Raw genomic sequence first — 13,250 nt, forward strand, 5'->3', positions numbered from 1 at the left:
GGAGTTAAATGAGGGGACAAATTTAAGCAATTTATAGTGATTCTATAGGATGAACAGGGAAATAGGGGAAATAGAAAAAGAATTCTTTACTTTCGTTTAACCACACAATCAACACATTTGAAACCCGTAACCAAATAAACCAAAACATATGTTTGTTCAATTCAACAGATTTAAAATAATAAAGGGAACTTTATTGTTATTCCTTGCTTTGTCTTTTTTTCTGACATCTGTATCTAAAGCACAAAAACCCTCTGCATTGCAGCTTTCACAAATCAAAAGAGGCTATGGGATGTTCATCCATTTCGGACTGAATACCTTTAATGAAACGGAATGGTCGGACGGAAAACTGCCCGTTTCCTCTTATCAGCCAGATCAGCTGGATTGCGATCAATGGGTGAAAACCGCAAAAGAAGCAGGTTTCAGGTATGTGATCCTGGTGACCAAACACCATGACGGATTCGCACTCTGGAATAGCAAATATACGGACTATGATGTGGCCTCTTCCCCGGTAAAAACGGATGTAGTGGCTGCGGTAGCGAAAGCCTGTAAAAAATACGGCATAGAGCTTGGCTTGTATTATTCGCTGTGGGACAGGCATGAGCCTTCGCACAATGATCCCAACCCGGATGCTTATGTCAGCTTTATGAAAAATCAGCTCAGCGAATTGCTCAGCAACTATGGAGACATCTGCGAGCTTTGGTTTGATGGGGGATGGGCAAAGAAAGATGCCGACTGGAAGTTAGCGGAAGTATATGCACACATCAAAAAGCTACAGCCGGGTTGCCTGGTTACCGTAAACCATACCATCGGAAAGAAGGACAATATTACCGCCGTTCAGCAGCCACTGGATATGCAGGAAGGTGATCCTATCCGTTTCTGGCCGGTGGACTTCAGAACCAAAGATCCAAACCTGGCGAGGTGGGATGATCCTAAATTATATACGTACAATAACGAGAACCATTACCTGATCCTGGAACATACCCTTTGCCTTTCCGATCGGTGGAACTGGTTTCAGAAAAAAGCAATCTTGCCTGCCAGAGGGGTAGATGAACTGGAAGAGCTGTTTTATTGGACTACAGCTAATAATAACATTATGATCCTTAATGTTCCGCCCGATGAGCATGGCCGCATCAGAGCGCATGAAAGCGCAAGGATTATTGAATTGGCAGAGCGGGTAGGAATTAAAGGTGGCAAAAAGCCATTGTCTGCCGGTTATGAGAACCTGGCTTTTAATGCCGCGATAAAAGCTTCGAGCAGGGCTGCTGATCCTAAAACAGGAGCAGAGAAGGCGAATGACTACAGCCTGGAAACCTGGTGGACAGCCGGAGATTCCATTGCTTCTTTAGAGATGGACCTGAACAAGAAGTTCAATAGAATCACGATTATGGAGCAGCCGGAAATGAAGGCGCTGAGCGATGGATTCTCTACCATCAGAAACTTTCATGTTCAGCATTTTTCGATAGAAGTCTTCGATGGTACCTGGAAGTCTGTTTATAAAGGGGATGAAATCGGGGCCTGTAAAATCATTACACTTCCTGAATATGGGAACGCTTCAAAGATCCGGTTAAACATTACCGCTTCCAATGGGATTCCATCTATCAGCCATTTTGCCGTTTCAGATACAAAATCGAAAAGCTTGAGAAAGATCAGCTATGGGAAATAAACTGCTTTTAAAGCTGATGTTAATCGCTGCGTTTTCCCTGCAATGTGGTACCTCGTTTAGTCAGCAAAATACGAAAAAGCCAAACGTGGTTTACATCTATGCCGACGACCTCGGTTATGCCGAAATCGGTCCTTATGGCCAGAAGAAGATCAAAACGCCAAACCTGGATAAGATCGCCAGAGAAGGGATGAAGTTTACCGATCATTATACAGGTACGCCTGTTTGTGCTCCGGCCAGGGCAATGCTTATGACAGGTAAACATGGCGGTCATTCTTATATCCGCGGGAACTTCGAATTGGGTGGTTTTCCCGATAGTACCGAACGGGGACAAATGCCTTTAAAAGCAGGAACATTGACCGTTGCCCGCCTAATGCAGCAGGCAGGATATAAAACGGCGCTGGTAGGTAAATGGGGCTTGGGGATGAACGCAACAGAAGGTTCTCCATTGAAACAAGGCTTTGATGATTACTACGGTCTTCTGGATCAAAAACAAGCGCATAGTTTTTACCCGACCCATTTATGGGAAAATGAAAAATGGGATACGCTGGGAAATACTTTTATCAATGTACATCAACCGTTAGATTCGGTAAAGGCAACAGATAAAGACTTTGATTATTATAAGGGCAAAGTTTATGCACCTGAAAAGATGACGGAAAAGGCCCTTGCTTTTATCGATAAAAATAAAGAAAATCCTTTCTTTTTATACCTGCCTTATCCATTACCCCATGTTTCTTTACAGGCTCCGGACAGGGACGTAAAGGAATACATCGGGAAGTTCAAAGAAAGACCTTATTATGGGCAGCAGGGTTATGCGCCAAATAAATACCCCTATTCGACCTATGCCGCAATGATTACTTTTCTGGATAAACAGGTCGGCCTCATTATGAAAAGACTGAAAGACCTGGGGCTGGATGAAAATACGATCATTATGTTCTCCAGCGATAACGGTCCGACTTTTAACGGGGGTGTAAATGCAAAATTCTTCAACAGTGTGGATGGATTGAAAGGATTGAAAATGGACGTTTATGAAGGCGGAATCCGGGAGCCTTTCTTAGCCAGATGGCCGGGAAAAATCAAACCTGGATCGACCTCAAACCTGGTGTCGGCACAATATGACCTGTTGGCTACGATGGCAGAACTGACCGGCCAAAAGTTAGAAGATACCGATGGTATTTCCTTTCTTCCAACCTTAACAGGAAAAGATGATCAGCAGAAAAAGCATGAATACCTGTATTTCGAATTTCCTGAGAAAGGCGGACAGCTGGCCATCAGAATGGGCGATTGGAAAGGAGTTCGTGTCAATGTAAAAAAAGATCCGAAAAGTCCATGGCAGCTCTTTAACCTGAAAACCGATCGTAATGAAACTAAGGATCAGGCCGCAAACCATCCGGCAATCATTCAACAGTTTAATGAGATCGTAAAAAAAGAGCACCAGGACTCCCATGTGAAGGCCTGGAACTTTTTATAATCATTATCCTTCTACCGCACCAACGGTAGGAGGAAGGGCTCTTAATGCGCCATAATAATCATCTGTTAAATCTGCATCTGTAATGCCTGCCCCAATCAGCGGGCTGTCGGATGCAGGTTTAAAAGAGATGAAATCAATCAGTTTTGCCCCGGTATTGTCTGCATAAACCAGGTTATTGGAAGAAGCCGCGCTTATGGGGCCATTATTTACCGCAGTAGTATTGTAAGGATGTATCGCCAGTGTATCTTTAACCGTCACTTCTCCTCCTGCCATGTTATAAACATCTACCGCTGTAGAGGTGTATTCATTGCCGGCAGGTACACCAATATTTGTTCCCATGTCTATCGCAGTGATGCCCAATGCCTTCCCATGACAAAAGGTCGTCCGGTTGGGCCATAAAAACCGCTGAAAAGACTGGAATTCTGTCGCAGAATATTTCCTGCTTTTATAAGCGATAACATTTGAAACCAGCGCTTCTGCCGGAACATTTCCCCTCGTAAATACCCATTGACAGGTCAGGTTACCATAATGTTCAACCCCCTTTATATGGTGAATTTTCCCCCATCCCTGTGCGAACACAATCCGGGCGTGATGGGTAGCAGTAGGGTTTACCTTATCTACGGTAATGTTATATATCTCGTAATTGTTGGCATTGCCGAGGGAGATCTGGCCATCTCCGCCAATTAACTGGATGTCCCGGATCACTACATTCTCTATATATCCTTTATCTGTACCGGTTTCATAATTCAACTCTCCGCCAAGGTCTATTCCACCACCCCATTCAGGCGTATTGTCTGATATAAAGCGACATTTCTCTATCAATAACCCTGAAATTGCCTTTTTACCGGTATTCAGATAATCCACACTATGGGAGCCTAACCTGATACCCCGGTCCCAAACGTTGACGAATTCCAGGCCGCGGATCGTGATGTTTTCATAACCTCCCATGCTATGGGTGTCGATGTGAAACCTTTCATTAGGTCCGGTAAATGTGTTTTTTAAACCGTATTCCAAACCGGGGAAACTGGCGAAGTCAAAGACTACATTTTTAACCGGTACATTTCCATTCAGGTTAAAGCCTCCTTCATTGATGATCACCAGCCCGTTATTCTTTACATAGACCACACCAGCACCAAAAAACGTCACATTGCTCATGTCGATCCATTGGTAAGTCCCCGCCTGAATCTCAATCACGTCGTTTGCCTGAAGGGTGATGGGATTGCCATTCAGGCTCAGTTGATCCCCGTCAATCGCCAATACTCCTGTTCCGGTACCCACAGGAATGATTCTCCCCGTCTGAGGTCCTGCATCTTCCAGGGCTTTTATACGCGAAGCCAATAATTGCAGCGCATCCTGGAGATTGCCGGCCAGCAGACCATCTGTACCGGCAGCTACGGTAACATCTGTTGATGCGATTTCATTCAAAAGTTCATTACTTTCAATTTGTTCATTTCTAAGTGTTGTCATGTTAACTTTTTTACTTGAATAATTAAATGTGATTCCCCCTTTGGAATAAATGTAAAATATTCTCTTTGTAATTACTATTAATTAACTGTTAAATTTTTAACTAATATTCGACTTGTAATGGAAATGTCATTAATATCAAAGCAGCACAATTGTTTGAATTTCATAATTATTGGTTTGAACTGAATACTTTGATTTTATGGACAGGGGATAAATTTGCGGTGTAAAACATACACCATGCCTAAATCCTTATTATTTGTAATTACACTATGCGGCATTTTAACGCTTGGCAGCCCGGGTGCAGATGCACAAATGCTCAAATTAAAAGATGCGATCAGCACTGCCCTGAATAATTATGGAAGCATCAAAGCAAAAGGGAATTATGTGAGCGCTTCAGAAGCAGGCGTTCAGCAGGCCCGCCGGGATTACCTGCCCAATCTGAGTTTATCTGCACAGCAGGATTACGGAACGATTAACGGACAAAACGGACCTTCCTATGGCCTTGGCGGATTGGGAGTCGCTTCCAGCGGACCATCCCTTGACCGGCAGAACTGGAATGCTGCTTTTGGCGCTTTGTACCTGGCCAACGTAAACTGGGACTTCTTTACCTTCGGAAGGATCAAAGAGAAAATCAAAGTTGCTCAAACGCTGCTCAAAAGAGATGCGAATGACCTGGCACAGGAAAAATTCCAGCATGAAATCAGAGTTTCAGCAGCTTACCTGAACCTTATTGCGGCCCAACGGCTTCGTAAATCGCAGGAACGAAACCTCGACCGGGCGGTCACTTTTAAGAATACTGCGGTTGTCAGGGCCAGTAACGGCTTGATTGCAGGAGTCGATTCTTCCCTGGCCAAGGCCGAAGTTTCCAGTGCCAAAATTGCCTTGACCAAGGCTAAAGATCTGGAACAGGAACAGGCAAACCGATTGGGCATATTGATGGGCATCACCGCTACGGATATGGTGCTGGATACCGCTTCCATCACCCGGGTGCCCGCGGTCTTGTATCAGGACAGTCTGCTCAATGAAAATGCCCATCCGCTGTTAAAGTACTATCGCAACAGGGTTGAGTTGAGTAATGAACAGGCGAAGTTATTCCGCAAATCTTATTACCCTACCTTTTCTTTATTTGGGGTAATGCAGGGCAGGGGATCAGGCTTCAGTTCCGCCTATGCGCAAAATCAGAGTGCTTTTACCCAAAACTATGCCGATGGCATCAACCCGGTAAGAGGAAATTACCTGTTAGGTGTTGGAATGGTCTGGAACCTGACCACCATTCTGAGGACACATCCTCAGGTGAGGGCACAGGAATATCTTTCCAAAGGATTACAGAATGAATATGAGCTGGTTGAGCAACAATTACAGGCACAGGTGGCCATTGCTGATGCCAAATTGAAAAATGCGGTCGACAACTATAAAGAAGCACCGGTCCAGGTGAAAGCAGCTTCAGATGCTTACCTGCAGAAAAGCACCTTGTATAAAAATGGGCTCAGCACGATTGTAGACCTCACTCAGGCGCTGTATACCCTTAACCGGGCAGAGACTGACCGGGATATTGCCTACACCAATGTATGGCAGGCCCTGCTGCTGAAATCTGCCGCCCTTGGAAATTTTGACCTGTTTATCAACGAATTTTAATTAGCCCTTACATGAATTTAATACGTTTTGCACTTAGAAAACCGATCTCCATTCTGGTCCTTGTTGCCGGATTGTTCTTCTTCGGAATTGGTGCCATCAAAGATATTAAGGTAGATATTTTACCTAAAATGAACCTTCCGGTCATTTATATTGCCCATCCTTTTGGTGGATATACACCGACACAGATGGAAGCTTATTTCGGAAAGCAATACATCAATATATTACTTTTTGCCAGTGGGGTAAAAACCATTGAAACCAAAAATGTGCAGGGGCTGATGCTGATGAAGCTGACCTATTATGAGGGAACAAATATGGCCCAGGCGGCATCAGAACTTAGTGCCTTATCTAACCGGGCTCAGGCGATTTTTCCGCCGGGTTCCCAGCCACCCTTTATCATCAGATTTGATGCTTCTTCCTTACCCGTCGGACAATTGGTGCTGAGCAGTCCCATACGCTCCAATAATGAGTTGCAGGATCTTGCCAATACTTATGTTCGCGCCTCCTTTACGGCAATCCCCGGACTCTTATCACCGGCACCATTTGGCGGGAATATCAGAACGATTGAGATCAATGTCGACCCTGAGTTATTACGATCCCATAACATGACGGTAGATCAGGTGGTAGAGGCGATTAAGGTGAACAATCAAACGGCGCCATCAGGGAATGTGCGTATGGGCAATCAAAACTACCTGACCCCAACAAATTATACGATTCAGAAGGTTAAAGAATTCGAAAATATTCCTTTGTTTAAAGGAGGGGTACAAAACCTATACCTGCGCGATGTGGCAGTAGTGAAAGATGGAGCAGATGCCACAGCAGGTTATGCACTGATTAATGGTAAACGTTCTGTATACCTGAGTATTGCTAAATCCGGAGATGCCTCTACCTGGGATGTGGTGAGTAAACTCAAAGAAAATTTGCCGGCAATTCAGAATACCCTGCCGGAAGATGTCAAACTTTCCTACGAATTTGACCAGTCTGTATATGTGATCAATGCCGTGAAAAGTTTGATCAGTGAAGGAGTCATTGGTGCCTTGCTTACCGGTTTGATGGTGCTTTTATTTCTGGGAGATAAACGGGCAGCATTGATCGTGATCCTGACCATTCCGACTTCCATAGTGGCAGGAGTGCTGTTTTTGAAGCTCTTCGGACAAACGATCAACATCATGTCTTTAAGTGGACTGGCATTGGCCATTGGTATTCTGGTCGACGAATCTACCGTAACGATTGAAAACATTCACCAGCATTTCGATATGGGTAAACCCAAGGCCCTGGCCATCTGGGATGCCTGTAAGGAGATCGCTTTTCCTAAATTATTGATCCTGTTTTGTATCCTGGCTGTATTTGCACCTGCATTTACCATGTCGGGTATTCCGGGCGCTTTATTCCTGCCGCTGGCCCTGGCCATCGGATTCTCGATGATTGTCTCTTTCTTCTTATCACAAACATTTGTACCGATCATGGCCAACTGGCTGATGGTTGCACATCCTAAGAAAGCGAAAGCACATGGCGCAGAGATCACAGAATATGAAGCGGTATTCAACGAAACCGGATTGAGCCTGGAATCAGAAAAGGATACTTTAAATCAAAAGAAAGTACTGGTAGAACGTGAAGATTTTAATAATGATGGTAAAGTTTCTCTTTTTGAACGCTTTAGGAATCGTTTCATGCGCTTCCTCGACCGCATTATGCCACATCGGAAAATCGTGGTTTTAGGTTATCTCGTGCTGATTGTGGGTGCTGCAGCCTTATTGTTAAGCAATATTGGAAGAGATGTTCTGCCTAAAGTCAATTCGAGTCAGTTTCAATTGAGAATGCGTGCACCAGACGGGACAAGGTTAGAACGAACAGAAGAAAAGGTACAGGTGATTCTGAAAGAATTAAAAAATATCGTTGGTCCGGAACATTTATCCATCTCTTCTGTATACGTGGGACAGCATCCTGCTTTATTCTCTGTAAACCCGATCTACCTGTTTATGGCCGGACCACATGAAGCCGTTTTTCAGGTTGGGTTTAAGGATTACCATGAAGATATGGAAGAATTTAAAGATCAGCTGAGGGAAAGAGTGAAAAAGCTGGAGCCTGATGTTAAACTTTCCTTTGAGCCGATCGAACTTACGGATAAAGTACTGAGTCAGGGTTCTCCAACTCCGGTAGAAGTCCGCATTGCGGGAAAGAACAAAGCACAGAATGAAGTGTATGCGAGAAAGGTCATGAAGGCCTTACAAACGATTCCTTATCTGCGGGATATTCAGTTGGCTCAAGCCGTTAAGTATCCCTCGTTGAACGTCAATATCGACCGGGTTAAAGCGGCACAACTGGGCGTAGACCTGACCGATATTTCGAGATCTCTCGTGGCTTCTACCTCTTCTTCCAGGTACACCGATAAAAATATATGGATAGATGAAAAGATCAACCTGGCTTATAGTGTTCAGGTTCAGGTGCCTTTTAACCAGATGAACAGCAAAGAAGATTTGGGGGAGATTCCTTTGTTGAGGAATGTCAACCGACCCGTATTGAGCGACGTGGCGACCATCACCTCCGATACCACTTATGGCGAGAATGATAATTTAGGTGCCATGCCTTATCTTTCTGTGACTGCAAACCTGAATAAAATGGACCTCGGTTCTGCAGCTAAAGATGTTCAAAAAGCGATCAGCTCAGTAGGAGAGCTGCCCAGGGGATTAATTGTACAGCCTGTAGGAATGATCAAAGTGCTGGACGAAACTTTGGGTAGCCTGCAATCAGGACTTTTGGTGGCCATTGTGGTGATCTTTCTGATGCTTTCTGCCAATTTCCAATCCTTTAAAGTGCCATTGGTGATCCTGACGACCGTACCTGCAGTGGTTTTGGGATCCCTGCTTTTACTGAAAATTACGGGCTCAACCCTGAACCTTCAATCCTATATGGGGATCATCATGTCGGTAGGGGTATCCATTGCCAATGCGGTTTTGCTCATTACCAATGCAGAACATCTGCGCTTGCACAATGGCAATGCACTGGAATCAGCCCGAGAAGCTGCGGCTTTAAGAATCAGACCCATCATCATGACGAGTGTGGCGATGGTTGCAGGAATGTTGCCGATGGCGATCGGACACGGAGAGGGCGGAGATCAGGTTTCTCCTTTGGGGAGAGCGGTGATCGGAGGTTTGATTGCCTCTACTTTTGCCGTGTTGATTATATTGCCACTCGTATTTGCATGGGTACAGGGAAAGGTTTCTACAGCTTCGATCTCTTTAGATCCGGAGGATAAAGAAAGTAAACATTATATCAAAGGACTGGAAGATTAATTAATCAGGGGTTTAACCCCATAAAAATATACACCAATGAGAACAAACACCACAAGAAATACCATGATCTTAACAGGAAGCTTAGCCCTGTTGACGATCATTAATGGTTGTACCGCCACCGCAAAGAAAGAAGTAGTCACGACAGAGAAAAAGCCGGAGATCGCTACATTTAAACTCGAAAAAGAAAAACTGTCCACGGCTTTACAGTTGCCGGGAGAGCTGAGTGCTTTCCAGCAGGTAGACCTCTATGCAAAGGTGAGCAGTTTTGTGAAGACCTTAAAAGTTGACATCGGATCGGAAGTAACCAAAGGCCAGTTGTTAATGACCCTGGAAGCGCCGGAAACAAATTCCCAGCTTGCTGCTGCACAATCCAGGTTAAAAGCACAGGAAGCATTGTATACTGCCAGCAAGGCAAATTACGACCGGTTATATGAAACAAGTAAAACGCCGGGGACGATCTCGAAAAATGACCTCGACCAGGCCGTTGCCCGCAGAAATTCGGACCTGGCACAGTTTGAAGCCGCAAAAGCTGCTTATAAAGAAGTGAGCAATATCAGGGATTACCTGGAAATACGGGCTCCTTTTAATGGCATCATCACGGCAAGGAATGTGAATTTAGGGGCTTATGTAGGCCCTTCAGGAAAAGGATCTGAATTTCCTTTATTCACCTTGCAGGAACAGAAAAATCTGCGTCTGGCGGTTTCCATACCTGAGGTGTATACCGGTTACCTGAAAGATGGACATGAGGTGACTTTTAGCGTAAAGTCGATGCCTGAAAAGACCTTTACCGCAAAAGTAAAACGCTTATCCGGCGCGCTGGATTTACGCTTGCGTTCAGAAAGAGTAGAAATAGATGTGCCCAATACGGGTAAAGAGCTATTGCCGGGAATGGTGGCTGAGGTTCATATTCCGCTCCCTGCAAATGCAAGCACTTTTACGGTTCCGAGGAAAGCCGTTCTCGAAACAGCTGAGGGCATCTTTGTCTGGAAAGTGGTACAAAATAAAGCAGTAAAGGTAAACGTTAAAAAAGGGAGATTAACGGATGGTAAAACCGAGATTTTTGGCGAACTTAATGCTGGTGATGAAATTGTTACGGAACCATCGGAAGAACTTCGTGAAGGTAACGTGATCAAACCGTAATTTTATATAGTGATTAAAGTAATGTTAACCAAGAATCCAGATCTTCACTTAGCGAATAAGACGCAGAGTTTACAGGATTACTACGACTGGCTGAGGGTGATACGTCCGGACATCAGTATCCCCAATTTGGATATGGTGAGTGATATCGGGCATTTTGGTGTGTTCAAAAGGTCTACCCATTGTACCTTACATCCAACTCCCTATAACCGCAGGGATTTTTATAAGATCTCCCTGATCATTGGCTCCGGAATTCTTCACTATCCAAATCAGCGGATAGAGGTAAACGGCAGGGCACTGTTGTTTACCAACCCGAATATTCCATACGCATGGGAATGTACTTCTGATACGCAATCGGGGTATTTTTGTCTGTTTACGGAGAACTTCATCCATAAGAGAAACGAGAGCCTGAGGGAATCCTTGCTTTGGAGAATTCACGATTGTCCGATGATCAATATCAACGAGGAACAGGAGAAGACCTTTATGGAGATCTTTGTGAAAATGATGGGAGAGTTAGACGGCGACTATATCCATAAATATGAAATGTTGCGCAATTATATTCACCTTATCGTTCATGAAGCCTTAAAAGTAAGACCTGCAGATACTTATTTCAAAGAAAATAATGCGTCAGTCAGACTGACCTCCCTTTTTCTGGAGTTGTTAGAACGGCAGTTTCCTATTGGCTCCACGGATCATATTCTGGAGCTCAAAACAGCTCATGATTTTGCGCATAAACTTTCTGTACATGTGAACCATTTGAACCATGCGGTAAAAGAGGTGACGGGAAGGACAACTTCAGAGCATATTTCAAAAAGGATTGCCACTGAGGCTGTGGCTTTATTGAAGCATACAGAATGGAACGTTGCCCAGATTGCTTATTGCCTTGGTTTCGAATATCCGGCCAATTTTAACATCTTTTTCCGCAGACAAATGCAGGGAACGCCGAAATCATTTCGATAAGGCTTGATGAAATGAGAGGTGTACCGATGAAAAATAGGTATTCCTGTTTCTGATTATTGAAAGAATTATTCTTAGTATTATGGAAAATTTAATAACGATGAAAAAACTGATTACACTCGTGTTTTTTGCCTGTTTTGCTCTTGCTGTACAGGCGCAGGAAAAAGTGAAAAAAGAAACTGTTGTTGCCAGTAAACAAAAGCCTCAGGTGGTGGAGACTGCCTGCGGAGAATGTAAGTTCGGCCTGGAAGGGAAAGAATGTGACCTTGCAGTGCGTATAAACGGACACGCCTATTTTGTGGATGGAACGAGCATTGATGACCATGGTGATGCCCATGCCAAAGATGGCTTTTGTAACAAGATCAGAAAAGCAGAAGTAACAGGGAAGGTCGTTGATGGCAGATTCAAAGCTACTTCTTTCAAATTATTGAAAGACAAAAAATAAATAGCTGGCCTCCCTGATCAGGGAGGCCAGCTCGCTTAATAGGAAGAAGCGAGCTTGATAAAAGTGCCCTGCCAATCGGCCTTTCCTTTATTTTTTCCCAATCTCACAATGATTAGATTTTTTGCCGGATTGACATAAATGTACTGTCCCAAAATCCCTGCCGCCATAAAATCACCTTTCTTCGTAGGAAGCCACCATTGATATTGATAATACGAAGCGCTTCCCTTGCTGGTGTCTATTTTGGTGGATTGCTTGACCCAGCTTTCAGATACGACCTGCCGACCGTTCCAATTTCCTTTGTTCAGGTAAAGTCTGCCGATTTTGGCAAAATCTCTGGCTCTTGCATTGATGCAGCAGAATGTTTTTTCCAATCCGTTTTTCTTCTTGTCCAGACTCCAGCTGGCATCATATTCCATTCCCAAAGGTTGCCATAGCTTCTCCTGAAGGTAGGCGGTGATGGTTTTCGTCTTTAATGCCCTTTCCAATACCAGCCCCAGGATCTGAGGGTTACCACTCACATATTCGAATGCTGTTCCCGGCGCTCTTTTTAATTTCAGGTGGGTAGTTGCCTTTCTCAGGTTGGTGCCGTAATAAAAGGTAGCTACTTCTCCGAAAGGATTGCTGTAGCCTTCATTAAATTCTAACCCTGAGGTCATCTGTAAAAGGTGTTCCAGTGTGACTTTATCAAAGCCATTTTCTTTTAATTCAGGAATGTAATTGGTAACAGGCTCTTCAACAGATTTAATCAGACCATCATCAATCGCACAACCGATCAGGATAGAGATCACCGATTTTGCCATAGAAAAAGAGGGGACAATCGCTGCCTGATCATAACCTTTGAAATATTTTTCATATTGAATGGTGTCATTTTTAATGATCATAAAAGCGACCGTATTGTTGTCCTCCAGGTATTGATCAAAAGGAACTTCTCCTTGTTCGTAGATCTTGATTTTTTTCGGAAATATTCCTTTTTCTGTCTGATGGAAAACGAATTTCGGTCCGTCGTTATGCAATTGCCGGGAAGGAAACTTTTTATGATCTCCGATGTCAGCAAAATTGTAATAGACAAAACGGGCGACTTTACAGGAAGCAATAATTCCGGTAATGAAAATAAAAGCAATCAGGAAGAGGTGTTTGTTTTGAGGTTTTTTGATCAACATTGCGTCAGTTTGGTGTTACTTATCCTGAAAA

Annotated in this window: 9 protein-coding genes; 7 read left to right on the top strand and 2 right to left on the bottom strand. The window is 44.0% G+C overall.

Features of this window, described 5'->3' with window-relative positions; translation table 11 throughout:
- Nucleotides 1-148: 148 nt before the first annotated feature.
- Together AAFF35_RS09975 and AAFF35_RS09980 are read left to right on the top strand one after the other, a co-directional pair.
- Nucleotides 149-1,663, top strand: a complete 1,515-nt coding sequence (locus AAFF35_RS09975; protein WP_342332303.1) for an alpha-L-fucosidase — start codon at nt 149-151, stop codon at nt 1,661-1,663.
- Nucleotides 1,653-3,131 carry an arylsulfatase gene (locus AAFF35_RS09980; protein ID WP_342332304.1) on the top strand — a complete coding sequence of 493 codons (1,479 nt, stop codon included), beginning with the start codon at nt 1,653-1,655 and terminating at the stop codon, nt 3,129-3,131. Before AAFF35_RS09975 ends, AAFF35_RS09980 begins: the two co-directional genes overlap by 11 nt.
- A 3-nt stretch (nt 3,132-3,134) precedes the next feature.
- Here the strand turns inward: AAFF35_RS09980 and AAFF35_RS09985 are convergent, their stop codons facing one another.
- A complete protein-coding gene (locus AAFF35_RS09985; RefSeq protein ID WP_342332305.1) occupies nt 3,135-4,598 on the bottom strand; it encodes a hypothetical protein in 1,464 nt (487 codons plus the stop codon).
- 234 nt (nt 4,599-4,832) lie between these two features.
- On the opposite strand from AAFF35_RS09985, the gene AAFF35_RS09990 reads away from it, so the two are divergent.
- The 5 genes from AAFF35_RS09990 (at nt 4,833) to AAFF35_RS10010 (ending at nt 12,059) form a co-directional block, all read left to right on the top strand.
- On the top strand, nt 4,833-6,230 hold the full coding sequence (locus tag AAFF35_RS09990; RefSeq protein ID WP_342332306.1) for a TolC family protein: 1,398 nt from the start codon (nt 4,833-4,835) through the stop codon (nt 6,228-6,230).
- A gap of 11 nt (nt 6,231-6,241) precedes the next feature.
- Entirely contained in the window at nt 6,242-9,520 is a 3,279-nt protein-coding gene (locus tag AAFF35_RS09995; protein WP_342332307.1) for an efflux RND transporter permease subunit, read from the top strand.
- A gap of 36 nt (nt 9,521-9,556) precedes the next feature.
- Nucleotides 9,557-10,660 carry an efflux RND transporter periplasmic adaptor subunit gene (locus AAFF35_RS10000; RefSeq protein WP_342332308.1) on the top strand — a complete coding sequence of 368 codons (1,104 nt, stop codon included), beginning with the start codon at nt 9,557-9,559 and terminating at the stop codon, nt 10,658-10,660.
- A 21-nt stretch (nt 10,661-10,681) separates the two neighbouring features.
- On the top strand, nt 10,682-11,617 hold the full coding sequence (locus AAFF35_RS10005; protein WP_342332309.1) for a helix-turn-helix transcriptional regulator: 936 nt from the start codon (nt 10,682-10,684) through the stop codon (nt 11,615-11,617).
- 79 nt (nt 11,618-11,696) lie between these two features.
- Nucleotides 11,697-12,059, top strand: a complete 363-nt coding sequence (locus AAFF35_RS10010) for a DUF6370 family protein (protein ID WP_342332310.1) — start codon at nt 11,697-11,699, stop codon at nt 12,057-12,059.
- 35 nt (nt 12,060-12,094) lie between these two features.
- On the opposite strand, the gene AAFF35_RS10015 is transcribed toward AAFF35_RS10010, so the two are convergent.
- Complete coding sequence (locus AAFF35_RS10015) at nt 12,095-13,219, bottom strand: serine hydrolase (protein ID WP_342332312.1); 1,125 nt, start codon at nt 13,217-13,219, stop codon at nt 12,095-12,097.
- Nucleotides 13,220-13,250: the final 31 nt, after the last annotated feature.

It is taken from the genome of Pedobacter sp. FW305-3-2-15-E-R2A2, from assembly GCF_038446955.1.
Classification (GTDB): Bacteria; Bacteroidota; Bacteroidia; order Sphingobacteriales; family Sphingobacteriaceae; genus Pedobacter.